The organism is Streptomyces sp. NPDC037410 (assembly GCF_055602235.1).
In genome coordinates this window covers 1-17,668 of record NZ_JBVJWR010000031.1, presented here as the reverse complement: position 1 = coordinate 17,668, position 17,668 = coordinate 1, and the positions used below count along the sequence as shown (strand labels likewise).

The window sequence follows — 17,668 nt, the reverse complement described above, 5'->3', positions numbered from 1 at the left end:
GTGTGGTCGTGCGCCTGGGGCGCGAAGACGTGGCTACGCCCCGGCATCAACAGTGAGCTCGCACCGTACGTCCACCACCCCTTCGACGGCGCGGGCCAGGCGGGCCGCGACCGGGATGAGCGCGGCGTCGCGGACCGTGCCGGACATGGTCACGACACCGGCATCGACGCGGACCTCGACCAGACGGTGAGAGAGCGGGAACAGGTGCTCGACCACATCGTGGCGCACCTCGGCCGCGAGATTCTCGTCAGGGCGGAGGAACACCTTGAGAAGGTCGGACCGGCTCACGATGCCCTGGATCGTGCCGCTCTCGTCGACGACCGGCAGCCGCTTCACGTGGTGGGCGGCCATCAAGCGGGCGGCCTGGGGCAGGGACGACTCGGGAGCGACGGTGACGGCCGGCGAGGTCATCAGGTCTTCGGCCCGGCGGGAGCCGGCCTTGGCCGTGGCGTCACCTCTGCGGAGCTGTTCGACGAGGCCGAGGCGGTGGTCATGGAGCTCTTCCTTGAGGATCAGGTCTCCTTCGGAGACGATGCCGACGACCCGGCTCTCTCCTTCGACGACGGGAACGGCGCTCACCTTCCACCGCTCCATCGTGGTGACGATCTCCTTGAACTCCGCGCCGGGCAGCACGGCGACGACCTTCTTGGTCATCACGTCGGCGACGGTGAACGGCTGGGCGGTCATGGCTCTCTCCTCAGCGGGGGATATAGGCGCTGGGCGCCGGCTTCACCGGGCGTAGGCCAGCGGTTCCGTTCCGATGCGCGGCTTGATGTCGTCGAGCAGCCGGTCGCGGGCCGAGAAGAGTCGGCGCGCCATCGTCGCGGCGACGCGGGCGAACACGGCCTCACCGACGGACGGGTCCCGCACGCAGAGCTCTCGTACGGCCTCCGCGTCGAACTCGAGGGCGATCACGTCGGTCGTCGCAGTGGCGCCGAGGCGCCAGTGGTACGGGGGCACCATCCAGGAGCAGCCGAGGAGCGCTCCGCTCACTAGCGTGTCCACGACGGCGTTCTGTCGGCCGGGGACATGCGTGTCGAGTTCGACGCGGCCGGTCTGGATGATCCAGAAGCGGTCGGCGTGCTGACGCTCGTGGAAGATGCGTGTGCCGACGGGGAAGCGGACTGGACGGGAGTGCTCCAGGAGCCGGTCGCGTGCCTCCGGGGCGAGTTCGTTCAGCAGCGTCCTCGTGGTGCTCATGGTGTCCTCCAGCCCTTCCCCCCAGGGTCCCGCGCTACGGGCGCGCCCTGCGAGGGCCGCGCGGGGCACACCCGGGGGACCGGAGGGCCCGGTCAGCGGACCAGGACGGCCTCACCGGACCGGGGTACGACGGCCGTCCAGCCCAGTTCGTGGTCGATGCGGTCGCGCAGGGCTTCGGACGCGGCCGGTTCGCCGTGGACGAGGTAGGTGGTGTGCGGGGGAGGGGCGCCGCGCAGCCAGCCGATGATCTGTTCCGCGTCGGCGTGGGCCGAGAAGTGGGGGACGTCGGCGACCTCGGCCCGTACGGGAACGTACTCGCCGAACATCTTCAGGGTGCGCACTCCGTCCACCAGGTCCCGCGCGCGGGTGCCGGCGGCGGCGAAGCCGACGATGACCACGGCGTTGCGCGGATCGGGCAGCAGCCGGTGCAGGTGGTGCAGGACGCGGCCGCCGGTGGCCATGCCGGCCGAGGAGACGATGACGGCGGGTCCGCGGGTGCTGTTGATGTCGATGGACTCCTGGACCGTGCGGGCGGCGAGGAACGGCGCCGGACTCAGTGCGGCCTCGCCCTCGGCCAGGATCTCGGGCCGCAGCTCGGCGGACCGCTCGCGTACGGCGTCGCGGTACACGTCCAGCGCGGCCAGGGCCATGGGGCTGTCCACGTACACGGGGACCGAGGGGGGAAGGACGCCCGTCTCGCGCAGCCGGGTCAGCTCGTGCAGGACGACTTCGGTCCGGTCGATGGCGAAGGCGGGGATCACGACCGTGCCGTCCCGGGCGAGGGTCCGCTCGATCACGGCGGCGAACTCCGACCGCGCCGACTCCTGGTCGTGACGGCGGTCGCCGTACGTGGACTCCATCAGCAGCACGTCGGCGCCCGAGAACGGCTCCGGCGGCAGCAGCAGCGGATGACCGGGCCGGCCCAGGTCTCCGGAGGCGGCCAGGGTGCGGCCGTCCTCCAGGGTCAGGTGCGCCCACGCCGAACCGAGGATGTGCCCGCCGTGATGGAGCCTGAGCCTGATGCCGGCCGTGATCTCCACGTCGGCGCCGACCGGGACCGGGTCGAAGAACGACAGCGTCTTCTCGACGTCGGAGTCGTCGTACAGCGGCTTGGCCGGACGGTGCTTGGACCAGCCGTGCTCGTTCGCGTGCCGGGCGGCCTCCATCTGGAGGTGCGCGCTGTCGCGCAGCACGATCCCGGCCAGCCGGGCGGTGGCGGCGCTCGTCAGAATCGGCCCGCGGAAGCCCTGCCGGACCAGACGGGGCAGGTAGCCGCAGTGGTCCAGGTGCGCATGGGTGACGACGACGGCATCGACGTCGGCGGCGTCACGGGCGAACCGCTCCCAGTTGCGCCGCCGCAGGTTCGCGAAACCCTGGAAGAGACCGCAGTCGAGGAGGATCCGCGCATGGTCGCTCTCGACCAGGAACTTGCTGCCGGTGACCGTACCCACCCCGCCCAGGAAGCTGAGCAGAGCCGGTCGCGGGGTCGTGGGAGCGGGGTTCGGGGCTGCCTCGGACATGGTCAGCCCTCCTTCGCTGTGTGGGCCGGTCTCCAGACTCGCACGCCGCCCCTATGGGCCGGAGGGGTCCGACAGGCCCTTGCAGGGGGTCGATCGGCCCATGCGGCCGATGGCCGCCCGGCGCCGAAGGCGGCGCGGTGAACGGGCAGGCGCCACGCTTTCCGAGGCCGAGCGGTGTCGTGCTCGACACCGACGGTGTGCTCCTGGACTCCGCCCGGCTGCACGCGCTCGCCTGGAAGACCGCGTTCGACACCTGCCTCTCCGCGCGGGCGCACGACGGAGAGCGGCAGCCGCTCTTCGATGCCGATGCCGAGTACCGCCGGTTCGTCGACGGCAGGTCCCGATACGACGGGGCCGAGGCCTTCCTGACCTCCCGCGGCATTCGCCTCCGGCCCGGAGCCCCCGACGATCCGCCTGGTTGCGACACGGTCTGGGCGGTCGCCGCACACAAGGAAGAGATCTTCACCGCCATGGTCGACGCCCACGGTGTACCCGTCTACGCGGACGCCGCTCCGGCTCTCGACGCCTGGCGCACCGCAGGAGTGCCGTGCGCCGCCGTGTCGGCCTCCCGGCACGCCAGGGCGCTGCTGTCGGCATCCGGTCTCGACGGGCGCCTGGCGCTCATCGTGGACGGCGATGACGCCGCCCGGCTCCGCCTTCCCGGCAAGCCGGACCCGGCGATCTTCCTCCACGCGGCCGGCCTCCTCGGCATCACCCCGGCAGACACCGCCGTCGTCGAGGACGCGGAGGCCGGGGTCCGAGCGGCGCGTCGAGGCGGCTTCGGCCTCGTCGTCGGCCTCGACCGCACTCCGGACCGGCGCGCCGCGGCTTCGCTGCGGGCGCAGGGAGCCGATCTGACGGTCCCCGACCTGACGGCATTGGTGCGGAGCGTGTGGGGTGAGCGACGGTGACCGCCGGCTGGAGTTGGACGTACGACCGGTACGACCCCGCACGCGAGCGGCTGGTCGAGGCCCTCTGCACCCTCGGCAACGGTCGCTTCGCCACCAGAGGTTCGGCGCCCGAGTGCACCGCTGACGCCACGCACTACCCGGGAACCTACCTGGCCGGCTGCTACGACCGCCGCACGTCGGTCGTCGCGGGCGAACGGGTCGAGAACGAAGACCTCGTCAACCTGCCCCACTGGACGCTGCTGCGCTACCGCTGCCTGCCCGACGAGGGGCCGCCCGGCGACTGGCTGACGCCCGACTCCGAGGAGCTGCGCCACCACGACGTGCAGCTCGACCTGCGCGGGGGAGTGCTCACCCGGCGCCTGTTCTTCCAGGACGCCCACGGACACGGACTGCGCGTCACCCACACCCGGATCGTGCACATGGGAGAACCCGGGCTCGCGGCGCAGTACACCCTGTTCCGGACCTACGGCTGGAACGGGATCGTCGAGGTCGAGTCCGTCCTCGACGGCGCCGTCACCAACGCCGGCGTCGCGCGCTACCGCCACCTCGAGGGCCGTCACCTCACCGACCACCGGACCGGCTTCGACCCCGGCGGGGTGGCCTGGCTCGGCTGCCGCACGGTCGATCCGGGCGTCCGGCTCGCCCTGGCCGTCCGCACCGTCACCCACCCCCTGTGCCCCGTCAACGAGGCCGCGATGGGGACCGCCACGGTCCAGACGTACCGCCTCCCGGCGACTCCCCGGGGTTCCGCCACGGTCGTGAAGACGCTGGCGCTGCGTACCTCGCTGGACCGACCTGCTGTCGACCCCCTCGCCGCGGCACGTGAGGACATCGCCCGTGCTCCGACCTTCCCGCTGCTTCTCTCCCTCCACAAGGCGGCCTGGCAACGTCTTTGGGGGCAGGCCGAGTTGCACGTGCCCGGAGAAGCGGGCCGCATCCTGCGACTGCACCTCTTCCACCTCTTGCAGACACTCTCGCCGAACACGGCGGAACTCGACGCGGGTGTGCCCGCCCGTGGCCTGCACGGCGAGGCGTACCGGGGACACGTCTTCTGGGACGAGTTGTTCGTCCTTCCGTACCTCGGTCTCCACTTTCCCGAGGTGGCCAAATCTCTCCTTCTCTACCGACACCGCCGACTCCCGGTCGCCCGCGCGGCGGCGCGCCGGGCGGGCGGTGTCGGCGCCATGTACCCGTGGCAGAGCGCGAGTTCGGGCCGGGAGGAGACACCGGAGCTGCACCTCAACCCGCGCTCAGGACGCTGGCTGACCGACCACTCACGGCTTCAGCGTCATGTGGGCTCGGCCGTCGCGTACAACGTCTGGCGGTACGCGCAGGCGACCGGCGACCGCGGATTCCTTCACTCCGCCGGGGCGGAGATCCTCCTCGAAGTCGCGCGCCACTGGTCCGGGGCCGCCACGTTCGACCCCGCGCTCGGCCGCTACCGCATCCCCGGGGTCGTGGGACCGGACGAGTACCACGACGCCTATCCGGGGGCCGCGACCCCGGGCATCGACGACAACGCCTACACCAACGCGACGGCGGCATGGGTCCTTGCCCGCGGCCTCGACCTGCTGACTGATCTGCCCGACGCCCGGCGGACGGAGCTGCGGGAGCTGCTGTCGCTCGACGACGAGGAACTCGCCCGCTGGGAGGACGTCTCCCGCCGCCTGTACGTGCCCTTCCACCAGGGTGTGGTGAGCCAGTTCGAGGGATACGGAGACCTGGCGGAACTCGACTGGGACGCCTACCGGGCCCGGTACGGCGACATCCGCAGGCTCGACCGGATCCTGGAGGCCGAGGGCGACACGGTCAACCGCTACCAGGCGTCCAAGCAGGCCGACACTCTGATGCTCGGCTACCTCTTCCGGGCGGAGGAGCTCTACGGGTTGTTCGCCAGGCTCGGTTACCGGCTGGACGACGAGGTGTGGCAGGCGACGGTCGCGTACCACCTGCGGCGCACCAGCCACGGCTCGACGCTCAGCAGCCTCGTCCACGGCTGGGTGCTGGCCCGGCAGAAGGGCGCCGACGCCTGGCAGTACTGCGAGGAAGCGCTGCTCGGCGACGTGGCCGACGTCCAGGGCGGGACGACCGGCGAAGGCATCCACCTCGGGGCGATGGCGGGCACGATCGACTTCGTCGAGCGTGGGATCACCGGCCTGGAGGCCGGTCCGGACGGGCTTCGGGTGGCGCCGATGCCGCTGGCGGAGATCCCCCGGTTCGCCTTCACGCTCTGCTTCCAGGGCCATCGTGGCGTCCGCGTGCGGGTGCTGCCAGGGCGGCTGGCCGTACGGGTCCCCGTTTCCCCGCAGGGTCCGCTGACCGTCGTGCTGCCCGGTGAACGGCGGTTCGCCGTCGCACCGGGGGAGGAGCGCTGGTTCCGGCTGTGAGTCAAGGGCCGCGGGCGGTGGCTCACGTGAAGGCGAGCACTTGACCGACCGGCCGCCGGGGCGTGGACCGGCCTCGCGGTCCGTACCCCAGTCGGATCACCATGTGGACGTAGCCCGTGGTGGACCCGGGGTCCCTGGCGACGGAGCGGAGTTCGGGCCATTCGAGCGGCTGGGACATGAGGGAGGTGGACAGCCCGTCCAGGGTGGCCCTGAGCAGCACCCGTTGCATCGCCTGGCCGGCCTTCAGCCACTCCGCCGGATTGTCCTCGACCGTGCCGAGCAGCGCGATCTGGGGGCTCTTCTCGAAGCGTGCGGAGACTCGACCCGGAACAAGGCGGTGGGAGTCGAAGTCCCGGACCGGGGAGGTCACGTCGTACTGCCGCGGTCCGAGGGCGTACTCGGGGATGCCCTCGGTCTCGGCACCCTCGTCGGCCGCCCCGGTGCGGATCCAGGCGGCGATCTCTTCGCGCACCGCCGCGTCCGCGGACTCGAACCGCTCGGAGTCATGGACGAGGTCCAGCACGGTGTCGGCGTGCCAGGCGCCCGGCACTGTCAGCCGGCACCCCTCCAGGAACGCCGCGGAACGGAGTCCGTCGAGGATTTCGGCGGGGATCCGCTCCTCGGTGAACGGGAAGCGGCTGGTGTGGCGCTCACGCAGGGCGGGCCGGAGCGCGGCCAGTTCGCCATCGTGTTCAAGGGCGGCTCCAGGCAGGCGGACGTCGGCGAGATGCCAGGGATCCTCGGGATCGGGCAGCAAACGGACCACGGCGTGCCGGCCACGGTGGGCGGCGGCGACCCGCAGGCCGAAGAGGGCGGCGCCGCAGCCGAGATGGAGGCCGCGGCGGTCGGGGTCCTCGCGCGGCATTCCGCGAGCGGGGTCGCCGTACAGCTCGACGGTGCCGGCATCCGTCCGGTGCACGAACCGCCACGGCTGTGCGTTGTGCATCGACGGTGCGGTGACGGCGTCCTCGACCAGTGAGGACACGAGCGTGCGGGTCAGCGCGGTGGGGGACACGGTTCTTCCGTCCTGACTTCACCTGTTGGTGCGGTCACCGGGTGAGGTCGTGCGCAGTGTCGGTCGGGGAGGTGAGGCGGGTGTCGTCCTCCATGGTGGTCAGCCGGTCCACGACGGCGACGACGCCGTCGACCCGCTCACTCAGCTCGACGATCGTCCGGGCCTGACTGCTCCGCTGGAGGCCGCCCTCAAGCGTCACCACGCCGTCCAGGACGTGTACGTCCACCGCATGGTCGGCCAGGCCCATGCCGGCGCTGAGGACGTCCTCACGGATGCGGTGCCGTATCTCCGCGTCCGGACGGAGGAAGACGCAGAGCAGATCACGGCGGGTCACGATGCCCACCAGTCGCTCCTCCTCGTCGACGACGGGAAGGCGCTCCACTCCGCGGCGCACCATCAGACGGGCCGCGTCCGCAACCGACTGCTCGGCGTGCACCGTGACCGCCGGCTCGGTCATCAGCTCCCGTACGGCCGGCTCGCGGCGGGCGAGGAGGTCGCTCTCGGAGACGACGCCGAGCACACGGTCGTCCTCGTCCAGGACGGGGACTCCGCTGATGTCGTGCTCGGCGAGCAGCTTCGCCACGTCCTTGAACGAGGTGGCGGGGACGGCCGAGACCACGTTGTCGGTCATCAGGTCGCCGACCTTCATGCGCTTCATGGCCGCGCCTCCTCTACGAGCGTGCCGTTCCGGTGCGCTGCTCCGTGTCACCACAGTCGTCGGACCGTGGAGGGTCTGCGAGGGCCGAACGGTCCAGGGTGGGGGCCCGAACGGACTCGAACCCCACGCGTGCCGGGCCCCGGGGGCGTGGTGGGACCTTTGGGCCCCGTCCTTGCCCCCAGCGGCCCTCGGGGCCCGCCGACTCGGATGCGAGGGTGGGAGCAGTCCCCTCGGAGCAGGTGAGGAGGGAGCATGGAAGCGACCACAGGCCGTCCCGGCCTCGGCAGGGTCGTCGTCGGTGTGGACGGATCGCCGTCCGCACGGACGGCGGTGACCTGGGCGGCACAGGAGGCGACGCTGCGGGGGACCGGCCTCTGCCTGGTCCACGCCACGGACAGCGACGCACTGTTCCTCTCCCCGGCCGAGACCGACCGCAGCCGACGGGCCGGCCGGACACTGCTCGACCAGACCGCCGAGGCCGTCACCGTGCTCCACCCCGGGCTGACCGTCGTCAAGGAACTCAGCGACGGCCCACCCTCCGGAAGTCTGCGGAGTGCGGCCGCCCTGAGCGGCACGATCGTCGTCGGTCACCGGGGCCTCGGCGGGTTCTCCTCCCTTCTGCTCGGCTCGGTCGGTCTCGAGACCGTGGCGGCGGCCACCACGCCGGTGGTCGTGGTACGCGGCGCAGTCGAGCCCGCCGTGTCCGACGCCGTCCTCGCGGCGGTACGGGACGACAACGACCTGGGCTGTGCCCGGGCGGCGGCCCGCGAGGCCCTGCTGCGCAAGGTGCCCCTCCGGCTTCTGCACGTCCGGAGCGCGGGGCCGGGCGCCGGGGCGCGGGTGGTGCTTCGCAACGGCGCGGAGCGGAACGCCCGCGACCATCTGCTCCCGGTGTCGGAGCTCGCCGACCGTGTCCGGGAGGAGTTCCCGGAGCTGACCCTGCACGCCGACGGCGAGAGGAGCCGCAGTGTGCCCGGAGCTCTCGTCGACGCGTCACACCACGCCGGCCTTCTCGTCGTCGGCGGCCGGCGGTCACCCGGATACCTCGGACCGACCCTCGGGCGAACCACGCTGAGCCTGCTGCAACACGCCCACTGCCCGGTGGAGCTCATCCCACGGCACGGCGCCGGACACGGGAGCACATGATGACCAGCATCAACGAACGACACGACATCGTCGTGGGCATCGACCCGGTCAAGAGCTGGCACCTCGCGCTGGCCTGGGCGGCCGACGAGGCCCAGCGGCGCGGTCTCGCACTCCGCCTCGTCGTGGCCGCGCCACCGCGGCACGACACGCACCGGCGCGACGACACCCCTCGGCACGCGGCTCAGCTGCGCGCCGGCACCGAGTCCTTGCGCGCCGCCGTCGCCTGGGCGCACGCCCGGCAGCCGGACGTACGGGCCACCAGCGCGGTGATCGACGGCGTCCCGACCGGGGTGCTCGCCGGACTGTCTCGGGAGGCCGCCATGGTGGTGCTCGGCTCCCGGCACCTCAGCCGGACCGAGGAGTTCCTGAGCGCCGGCTCCTTGGTGGTTCCGGTCACGGCACGAGCGGCCTGCCCCGTGGTCGTGGTGGGAGACGCGGAGCACAGCACTCAGGACCAGCCGTACCTCGTGGTCGGCCTCGACGGCAGCGAGTCCTCGCGGACCGCGCTGGCCCTGGCCTTCGAGGAAGCGGACCTCCTGCACAGCGCGCTGCGGGCCATCGCCGTCTGGCAGCCGCCCGTCTTCTCCGTGCACACGGGTGACACGCTGTTCCACACGGAGCGCCGACTCCTCTCGGAGACCACCGCCGGGTACGCACAGGAGTACCCCGACGTCCGCCTCACCCACGAGGTGCTGATCGGCTCGCCCGTCGAGATGCTGGCGGGGGCCGCCGAGCACGCCCTGGCCGTGGTCGTCGGCCGCCGGGGCCGAGGCGGGTACACGGGGATGCGCGTCGGGTCCGTCGTCCACGGGCTGCTGCACCGTGCCCACTGCCCGGTGATCACCGTGCCCGCCGGGTGAGCCCGCCATGAGGACCTCAGCGGCGGACCAGGCACCCTCGTCGGTCAGGGAGGTGGCCGGACTCACCGAGGCGGAGGCCGCCCGGCGACTTGCCCACACGGGCCCCAACGAGGTGGCCGCGAGAAAGCCCGTACGGCTCCACGCGCGCGTCCTCGCTCAACTCCGTGACCCGCTGATCATGGTGCTCCTCGGAGCCGTCGCCCTGACCCTGGCGATCGGTGACCATGCCGACGCGATCGTCATCGCGCTGGTCGTCGTGGTGAACACGACCGTCGGCGTGGCACAGGAGATCCGGGCCGAGACCGCCGTCGCCGCCCTCTCGGCCCTGAGCGCCCCGCACGCGCGCGTGCGGCGCGACGGCGCCGTGCGCGACGTCTCGGCGTCGGCGGTCGTCCCGGGAGACGTCCTCATCCTCGGCGAGGGTGACATAGTCGCCGCTGACGCCGAGCTCGCCGAGGCGTCCGCCCTCCTCGTGGACGAGTCCATGCTCACAGGGGAATCGGTGCCCGTGGACAGGGAGGTGGGAGCCACGCTGAGTGCGGGCACCGTCGTCGTCCGTGGGCGAGGCGTGGCCGCCGTCACGGCGACCGGCGCCTCCAGCGCCCTCGGCCGGATCGCCGCCCTCCTCGACGACCGGCGCGAGCCGACGCCGCTGCAGCGCCGACTCGCCGCCCTCGGCCGCGTGCTGGCCGCCGTGACGCTCGCCCTGTGCGCGCTGGTCTTCGCCCTCGGCCTGGTACGCGGGCTCCCCCTCGGCACGATGGCCGTCACGGCCATCAGCCTGGCCGTGGCCGCGGTCCCCGAATCACTCCCCGCCGTCGTCACGCTGGCCCTGGCGCTGGGCGCCCGCCGCATGGTCGCCCGGCATGCCCTGGTGCGGCGACTGCCCGCCGTGGAGACGCTCGGCTCGGTGTCCGTCCTCGCCACCGACAAGACCGGCACCCTGACGGAAGGCCGCATGGTGGTCCAGCACGTCTGGACGCCGCGCCTACGCGCGGAACTCACCGGCATGGGATACGAACCCGAGGGCGAGATCACGGTCGAAGGCCGACCGGCGGACAAGCGCGAGCTGCAGCCCCTGGCAGAACTGCTGACCGCGACCGCCCTGTGCAACGACGCCGCCCTGCGCTCACCGGACTCCACGACGCCCGACGCTCGTTGGACCGCTCTCGGCGACCCCATGGAGGCCGCCCTGCTCGCGGCCGCGGCGAAGGCGGGCTGCCCGGACCAAGGTGTGCTGTCGGCGACGTACCCCCGGATCGGGGAGGCGCCCTTCGACAGCCTCCGCAAACGCATGACGACCGTGCACGCCGTGCGGGACGGGAAACTGCTCGTCTGCCTCAAGGGGGCTCCCGAAGCCGTACTCGACCCGGCCGTACTCCTCGACGCCCCGGGCCTCCTGGCGGAGGCGCGTCAGGAGGCCGCGCGCCTCGCCGCCCGCGGATACCGCGTGCTCGCCGTCGCGTCGGGCCTGCGGGACGACGTGCCGAGCCCGGTCGCGGCCGCGGAGTCGGGCCTCACGCTCCGCGGTCTCGTCGCGCTGAGCGACCCGCCCAAGCCGCACGCCGCCACGACCCTCGCCGCCTGCCGGGCCGCCGGCATCACCCCCGTCCTCATCACCGGCGACCACCCCGCCACCGCACGGGCAGTGGCCTCCCGTGTCGCGCTCCTGACCGACGACGAGGAGACGGGCGGCCGGGCCGTCACGGGGGCGGACGTGGCCGCGGGCCGGATCGCCGATCTCACCTCGGTCCGGGTCTTCGCCCGCACGGACCCCCAGCAGAAACTGGACATCGTCGAGGCCTGGAGAGCCAGGGGAGCGGTCACCGCCATGACCGGCGACGGGGTCAACGACGGCCCCGCGCTGCACCGGGCCGACATCGGCGTCGCCATGGGCGCGCGCGGCACGGAGGTCGCACGACAGGCGGCGGACCTCGTGCTCACGGACGACGAGCTCTCGACGGTCGTCGCGGCGGTCGAGGAAGGGCGGCGCGTCTACGACAACATCCGCCGCTTCCTCGTCTACGGGATGGCCGGCGGCGCCGCGGAGATCCTGATCATGCTGACCGGCCCGCTCCTCGGCCTGCCCCTGCCCCTGAGGGCGGGCCAGATCCTATGGATCAACCTCCTCACCCATGGCCTCACGGGAGTCGCCATGGGCGCCGAGCCGGCATCGCCCGGCGTCATGCTTCGCCCTCCGCGCCCGCCTGACCAGCACATCCTCGGGGGAGGCGCCTGGCAGCGGCTGCTCCTCCTCGCCGCCGTCGTCACGGCCGCCGCCCTCGGCGCGGGCCTCGCCGCCCGCGCGCTGGACCTCGCCTGGCAGAGCGTCCTCTTCCTCGCCCTGCTCGCCGCGCAGCTCGGCGTCGCCCTGGGCCTGCGAGCCCGCCTGCTGACCCGGAGCAACCCCTTCCTCCCGCTGTCGGTCCTCGCCTCCGCCCTGCTGGCGGCCGCGGCACTGTACGTGCCCTTCCTGCGCTCGGTCCTGGAGACCGAACCGCTCGGATGGGCGGGCATCGGCCTCGCTGCCGCGTGTGCGCCTGTGGGATTCGCCGCCGCCCGACTCGTCCGGACCGCATTCCGGACCCCGGCCCGCCAGGAAGGGGCGGAGCACCGGGGCTACGGTGAGAGAGGGCGCGTCAGTTGTGGTCCGCGCGCCTGACGCGACCGGAGGTATCGATGGGCCGGGAGGATGCCGACTCCGCCGACACACGGCTGCCACGCCTCACGGTCCAGCGCGAGCGGTGGCAGGGCTTCGGGTCGGCGGTGGCCGTCACGGTCGCACATCGTCGAAGCCGTGGACCAGGCCGCCGCGGTGCTCGGGTTCGCGCCCGCCGTGCGCATGGAGGGCCTGCTCCCTCGCGGTGTCGGTGAGCGACGACGGGGTGGGCTTCCGCCGCGGAGGGCTCCTCAGCGGACTGCGCAACCTCACCGAACGGGCCGAACGCCTCGGCGGTGATCTGTCCGTCCGCCGCCGGTCGGAATCGGCGGGCGGCACGCTCCTCGAATGGCGCATCCCCCTGCCGCTCGAACAGGCCTGAGAGACCGGCCTGCCGCTCGCCGGCCGGAATGACCGGTCTGCTGGTCGGCGGCCGGAATGACCGGCCTACTTCTCGTCGGTGCCGTGCTCGTGGACCTGCGCCGCGATCACGGCCGCCTGTACCCGGCGCTCCACACCGAGCTTGCCGAGTAGCCGCGAGATGTGGTTCTTGACGGTCTTCTCCGAGAGATACAGCTGCTTGGCGATCTGGCGGTTCGTGAGACCTTTGCCGATCAGCTCCAGCACGGAACGCTCCCGTTCGGAGAGCGCCGCGAGGCGCTCGTCCTCCGCCGGCTTGGACGCCTCCGGGTCCCGCAGCGAGCGCATGAGCCGGGCGGTGGTCGCCGGGTCGAGCATCGACTGACCGGTGGCCACGGTCCGTACCGCCGACACCAGGTCCGCGCCCTTGATCTGCTTGAGGACGTACCCCGCGGCGCCGGCCATGATCGCGTCGAGGAGGGCGTCCTCGTCGTCGAACGAGGTCAGCATCAGGCAGGCCAGGCCGGGCATCCGCGAGCGCAGCTCCCGGCACACGGAGATCCCGTCGCCGTCGGGCAGCCGGACGTCGAGGACGGCCACGTCGGGCCGCAGCGCGGGCCCCCTGGCCAGCGCGTGGGCCGCCGTCGACGCCTCCCCGACCACCTCCAGGTCGGGCTCGTCGTCGAGCAGGTCACGAAGACCACGTCGGACGACCTCGTGGTCGTCCACGAGGAACACCCTGGTGGGCGCGTCGGCTGCCGGCAGATCGGACATGGAGACCCCTGTGGTCGGTGGCACCTACCCGCCCCCCATGAGGATTGTCCGTCAAGAAGCCCCTTCACGGGCACTGAGCTCCATCCTGACGTCCACGACACCGTCCACCGCTCCCACGGCGCGGGCGAGCAGCGGAACCAGCGTCCGATCGGAGAGCGGGCCATGCAGGGTGGCCACGCCTTCCTCCACGGTGACGTCCAGCCCTGCGGGGACGGCGGACTCGCCGAGAACCGAGTGGCGGATCTCAGCCGCGATCTCGTCATCAGCGCGGAGGAACACCTTGAGCAGGTCGCTCCGGCTGACGACCCCTTCCAGCATGCCGATGTCGTTCACCACGGGCAGCCGCTTCACCTTCCGCCTGGCCATGATCCGCGCCGCCTCGGCGAGCGTCGCGTCGGCGCGCACGGTGACGGCTGGACTCGACATGAGTTCCGCGGCTCGTACCGCCCCCGCCTCGGCGGCCTCCTCCGGCCGCGGTTCCACGCCCCGAAACTCCTCCTTCGGCAGCAGATCCGCCTCCGAGACGACCCCGACGACCCGTCCCTCCCCTTCCAGGACCGGGATGGCACTCACCTTCCACTCGTCCATGAGCGCGACGATCTCCTTGTAGGGCGCGTCACGGCCGATCGCGATGGCGGTGTGGGTCATGACGTCACTGACGGTGTGGTGCGAGGCGGACATGATGTTCTCCCGGGGGACGCGGGTCCAGAGGCTGCCGCGGTGCGGTGCGTACGGGTCCAGCAGCCGCATCCGGGCGGAGACGGGTCGTTGATGGTCGCGGTGGTCGGCGGAGAGGGAGTCACGGGGATCCGCGGCAGAGGACTCATCGGGGACCTCCTCGATACTCCCACCGGATTCCCTTCTCAGTTTCCGCTCGTGCGACGCACTGAGGGAGGGCCGGATGGGCCCTCCGTGCGCCCTCAAGAGAGGCGCCATGCGCACGGTTCGAAGTGAGCGAAGACGCGAGGGCGATGCCGTCGCTTGGGCCGGGCGGGAGGTGGGGAGGCTCATGTCGAAGCGCGACGAATGCCTCTCAGACACCTCAGCCGGTGCTGGTGAGGCGTGCGGCGAGGAGCGCGATGTCGTCGTCCGCCGATGCGGGGACGAGGTGGGTCAGCAGGTTGTCGCACAGGTCTTCGAGGGAGGGGGCCGGCTGGGCGAGGAGGCGGGTGAGTTCTGCGAGGCGGTCGTCGATGTCGGCGCCGCCGGCTTCGACGAGGCCGTCGGTGTACAGCACGAGGGTGCTGCCGGGAGGGAGCGAGATGTCCGCGGTTCTGAAGTGGGTGCTGCCGACGCCCAGCGGGGTGCCGGGAGGCACATCGACGAGCCGGACCACGCCGTCCGGCGAGACGGTGGCCGGGGGCAGATGGCCGGCGCGGGTGATGCGGCACCGTCGGGTGCGCGGGTCGACGACGGCGTAGAGGAACGTGGCGAGCATCGGCTCCGCAAGATCTTCGAGGGTCGCCTCCAGCTGGAGCAGCAGTCGTTGTGGTTCGAGGTCGAGCCGGGAGAGTGCCCGGACACTGGCGGAGAGCCGTCCCATGACGGCGGCGGCCTGGGTGCCATGACCCATGACGTCGCCGATGACCAGCGCGGTCTTGCCGTCGCTGAGAGGGATGACGTCGTACCAGTCTCCGCCGACTTCGTTCGCGTCGCCGGCGGGCAGGTAGCGGTGGGCGACCTCGATGCCGGCGGGCGGGGTGATGTGCTGGGGCAGCATGCTGCGCTGCAGGATGAGGGCGGTGTCGTGTTCGCGGTGGTAGAGGCGGGCGTTGTCCACACACACCGCGGCGCGGGCGGCGAGTTCGCCCGCGAGCGTGACGTCCTCTTCGCTGAACGGATTTCGGGTCCTGCCACGGAAAAAGGAGGCCGCGCCGAGAACAACCCCGCGGGCGAGGAGCGGCACCATCAGGAAGGAGTGCACGCCATGCCGGAGGAGTAGGGCGGGCGCGCTGGAGTGGCGGGCCGCCGGGGCGATGATCTTCTCGTCGAGACGGGCTATGAGGTACGGGCGGCGGGCGACGAGGGCCTGGGTGTAGGGAGCCAGGGTCGGGAAGGTCAGGGTGCGACCGAGCGGGGCGAGGATGTCGGCGACCGGCGAGCCGCTCGGCGGGGCCTTGCCGAGGCGACGCAGCTTGGCCCCGCCGACCAGGCCGGAGCCCAGGTGGTCTCCGGTGGAGAGGGCGTCCAGGACGTCGACGGTGACGATGTCGGCGAGGTCGGGGACTGCGACATCGGCAAGCTCCTGAGCGGTGCGCTCCAGGTCCAGGGTGGTGCCGATCTTGACGCTCGCCTCGTTGATCAGGGCGAGGCGACGGCGTACGACGTCGGCCTCTAGGTGCACCCGCTGCTGGTCGGTGATGTCGATCAGGGTCGCGCACAGACCGATCGGGCCGCCCTTGGCATCCTCCAGCCGCACGTACGAGCACGACCAGACCCGATCGTGGTCGGGGTCGGCAGGGGTGCGCCCGGTTCGGCGGAAGTCCAGAACGGGCCGTCCAGTGGTCAGGACCGTGCACATGGCGGACTCCATCTCGGCCGCGTTCACTCCGGGCAGCAACTCGATCAGGCGGCACCCGACGTGGGCAGCCTCCGGCAGGCCGTTCATGGCCTCCAGAGCGGGATTGACACGCAAGAACCGCAGCTCGGTGTCCAATACGGCGATGCCCACAGGCGACCGGTCGAACAGTCCGTCCCATACGGCGGAGGAGCCGCGGACGCGGCGGGCATCGTGAGCGTCGGCGGCGAACACCAGGACCGTGGCATCACCGCCTTGGCGGGGAGACGCAGGCACCGCCCAGATCTCCAGTTCCACCGGATGACCGTCCCGGTGCCATGCGGTCACCGTGCCCGTAGCGCCACGGCCGGCGACCGCCCGGTCCCACAGGGACCGGCCCAGACCATGGTCGGCGTCCGGGTGCAGCAGGTCGACGATGTGGCGGCCCAGAACCTCGCGGGAGCGGTGACCGAGCAGGTCGCGGGCCGTTTCGTCCCAGCCCACGATCCTTCCGTCGGCGCCCGTGACGACGACGGCCACGGGCAGGGCACCCAGCCAGCCGCCCGCGTCACGGGCGGCGCCGCTGGTCACTTCGTCGAAGGGAACCCGCTCCATCGCCGCACTTCGCTGTCACGTCCGGATCGCGTCGTCACCTTCAGTATGAGCGTGCTCCACCACCTTTGCGCTGCCCGCTGCCCGCCGCGCGTGGAGAACTCGGTGATCTCGGAAAGCGACGCCTGGCTCGTTCCCGGAACGGCTGCCTGTCGACGAACCGACACGAACGGGACGCCCTTCTACCTCGCCGAAGCCCTGCCATACAGCCCGACGCCACGAACAGGCCTGCCAGGTGCGGCAAAAGAGAACGCAACGGGCCTACAGACTTCTCCAACGAGTGATCCGGACATTCACGAGGCGCTCGGTGTCACGGCGCCCAGCGCGAACTCGAAGGCCAGGAACCAGTACAGAGCGGTCATGAGGCGTTTCGACATCTTTGATCCTTCGGGAGGGGGGAGTTGGGCAGGGCGATGCCTCCGCACGGCGATGGCATGGCCCCCGGAGGCTTGCTCCCGGGGGTCAGCCCCGCAGGGTGGCGATGGCCTTCTCGATACGCCGTCGGCGCGTCTCGGGCTTCTTCGCGCTCTCGATGGCGCGCACGTGCTCGCGCTTGCGGCTGTGGGCAAGGTCGTCGTAGGCGGCGCGGGCGACCGGGTCGTCGTCCAGAGCCTGGGTGAAGTCCGCAGGTTCGACGACGACGCGCGGCTCGGTATCGAGGGCCAGTTCGACCTCGACCTCGTCGCCGATCGCCACACCCGCGGCCATCCGGTTGGCATGGCTGAGGCCGAGCAGATGGCGGCCGCGCAGGAGGGCGACCCGGCTCTTCCACGCATGCCCGTTGACCGTGATCGTCACCGGCGGCCGCGCGCCCCCGCCGAGCGCCGCCACCACCTCGGACGGAACTTCCAGCCCCCGCATGGGCTCGGGCGGCTCGACGTAGGACCGAAATTTCATGATCTTCCCCTGTTCGTCCTGCTGGTTCACGACGGCACGCGCCTCGCCGTCCGGGACTGTTGCCCCGACGTCACCCCGGCGCGGGGGCGGGCTACGCTGCGGCTTCCCAGGTGAAGCCGTCCGGGTCGGTGAAGGTGTCGGTGGTGCTGCCGAGGACGATGCGGTGCGAGCC

General features: G+C 72.0%; 15 protein-coding genes and 1 pseudogene. 6 read left to right on the top strand and 10 right to left on the bottom strand.

Features of this window, described 5'->3' with window-relative positions; genetic code table 11:
* Positions 1 to 33 precede the first annotated feature (33 nt).
* From ACZ7HT_RS34120 to ACZ7HT_RS34110, 3 genes are all read right to left on the bottom strand, one after another.
* Positions 34 to 687: a CBS domain-containing protein gene (locus ACZ7HT_RS34120; RefSeq protein ID WP_471173214.1), complete on the bottom strand. Its 654-nt coding sequence runs from the start codon at positions 685 to 687 to the stop codon at positions 34 to 36.
* A gap of 42 nt (positions 688 to 729) precedes the next feature.
* On the bottom strand, positions 730 to 1,200 hold the full coding sequence (locus ACZ7HT_RS34115) for a Crp/Fnr family transcriptional regulator (RefSeq protein ID WP_471173213.1): 471 nt from the start codon (positions 1,198 to 1,200) through the stop codon (positions 730 to 732).
* A gap of 92 nt (positions 1,201 to 1,292) precedes the next feature.
* Positions 1,293 to 2,720, bottom strand: a complete 1,428-nt coding sequence (locus ACZ7HT_RS34110) for an MBL fold metallo-hydrolase RNA specificity domain-containing protein (protein WP_471173211.1) — start codon at positions 2,718 to 2,720, stop codon at positions 1,293 to 1,295.
* 179 nt (positions 2,721 to 2,899) lie between these two features.
* Between ACZ7HT_RS34110 and ACZ7HT_RS34105 the strand changes: the two genes are divergently transcribed.
* Positions 2,900 to 3,631 carry an HAD family hydrolase gene (locus ACZ7HT_RS34105; RefSeq protein ID WP_471173210.1) on the top strand — a complete coding sequence of 244 codons (732 nt, stop codon included), beginning with the start codon at positions 2,900 to 2,902 and terminating at the stop codon, positions 3,629 to 3,631.
* Positions 3,628 to 6,018, top strand: a complete 2,391-nt coding sequence (locus ACZ7HT_RS34100) for a glycoside hydrolase family 65 protein (RefSeq protein ID WP_471173208.1) — start codon at positions 3,628 to 3,630, stop codon at positions 6,016 to 6,018. Before ACZ7HT_RS34105 ends, ACZ7HT_RS34100 begins: the two co-directional genes overlap by 4 nt.
* A 22-nt stretch (positions 6,019 to 6,040) precedes the next feature.
* Here the strand turns inward: ACZ7HT_RS34100 and ACZ7HT_RS34095 are convergent, their stop codons facing one another.
* Together ACZ7HT_RS34095 and ACZ7HT_RS34090 are read right to left on the bottom strand one after the other, a co-directional pair.
* A complete protein-coding gene (locus ACZ7HT_RS34095) occupies positions 6,041 to 7,033 on the bottom strand; it encodes an Acg family FMN-binding oxidoreductase (protein WP_471173206.1) in 993 nt (330 codons plus the stop codon).
* Between the two features lie 34 nt (positions 7,034 to 7,067).
* Positions 7,068 to 7,691, bottom strand: coding sequence for a CBS domain-containing protein (locus tag ACZ7HT_RS34090; RefSeq protein WP_471173205.1), 624 nt, complete (start codon positions 7,689 to 7,691; stop codon positions 7,068 to 7,070).
* 252 nt (positions 7,692 to 7,943) lie between these two features.
* Between ACZ7HT_RS34090 and ACZ7HT_RS34085 the strand changes: the two genes are divergently transcribed.
* The 4 genes from ACZ7HT_RS34085 to ACZ7HT_RS34070 all read left to right on the top strand — a co-directional run bounded on the left by ACZ7HT_RS34085 (position 7,944) and on the right by ACZ7HT_RS34070 (position 12,738).
* Complete coding sequence (locus ACZ7HT_RS34085) at positions 7,944 to 8,837, top strand: universal stress protein (RefSeq protein WP_471173203.1); 894 nt, start codon at positions 7,944 to 7,946, stop codon at positions 8,835 to 8,837.
* The gene (locus tag ACZ7HT_RS34080; RefSeq protein ID WP_471173202.1) at positions 8,837 to 9,697 is read left to right on the top strand and encodes a universal stress protein; all 861 of its coding nucleotides are present in this window, start codon (positions 8,837 to 8,839) and stop codon (positions 9,695 to 9,697) included. Before ACZ7HT_RS34085 ends, ACZ7HT_RS34080 begins: the two co-directional genes overlap by 1 nt.
* A 7-nt stretch (positions 9,698 to 9,704) precedes the next feature.
* Positions 9,705 to 12,359 (top strand): cation-translocating P-type ATPase, encoded by a 2,655-nt coding sequence (locus ACZ7HT_RS34075; protein WP_471173200.1) that lies wholly within the window; start codon positions 9,705 to 9,707, stop codon positions 12,357 to 12,359.
* A 208-nt stretch (positions 12,360 to 12,567) separates the two neighbouring features.
* A complete protein-coding gene (locus tag ACZ7HT_RS34070; RefSeq protein ID WP_471173199.1) occupies positions 12,568 to 12,738 on the top strand; it encodes a hypothetical protein in 171 nt (56 codons plus the stop codon).
* Between the two features lie 65 nt (positions 12,739 to 12,803).
* Here the strand turns inward: ACZ7HT_RS34070 and ACZ7HT_RS34065 are convergent, their stop codons facing one another.
* The 5 genes and pseudogenes from ACZ7HT_RS34065 to ACZ7HT_RS34045 form a co-directional block, all read right to left on the bottom strand.
* A complete protein-coding gene (locus ACZ7HT_RS34065; RefSeq protein WP_471173197.1) occupies positions 12,804 to 13,490 on the bottom strand; it encodes a response regulator in 687 nt (228 codons plus the stop codon).
* Between the two features lie 51 nt (positions 13,491 to 13,541).
* The gene (locus tag ACZ7HT_RS34060) at positions 13,542 to 14,171 is read right to left on the bottom strand and encodes a CBS domain-containing protein (RefSeq protein ID WP_471173195.1); all 630 of its coding nucleotides are present in this window, start codon (positions 14,169 to 14,171) and stop codon (positions 13,542 to 13,544) included.
* A 361-nt stretch (positions 14,172 to 14,532) separates the two neighbouring features.
* The gene (locus ACZ7HT_RS34055; RefSeq protein WP_471173194.1) at positions 14,533 to 16,602 is read right to left on the bottom strand and encodes a SpoIIE family protein phosphatase; all 2,070 of its coding nucleotides are present in this window, start codon (positions 16,600 to 16,602) and stop codon (positions 14,533 to 14,535) included.
* A gap of 459 nt (positions 16,603 to 17,061) precedes the next feature.
* Entirely contained in the window at positions 17,062 to 17,526 is a 465-nt protein-coding gene (locus ACZ7HT_RS34050; RefSeq protein WP_471173192.1) for a YdeI/OmpD-associated family protein, read from the bottom strand.
* 61 nt (positions 17,527 to 17,587) lie between these two features.
* Positions 17,588 to 17,668 (bottom strand): annotated as a pseudogene (locus ACZ7HT_RS34045) (glyoxalase); the annotation flags it as partial.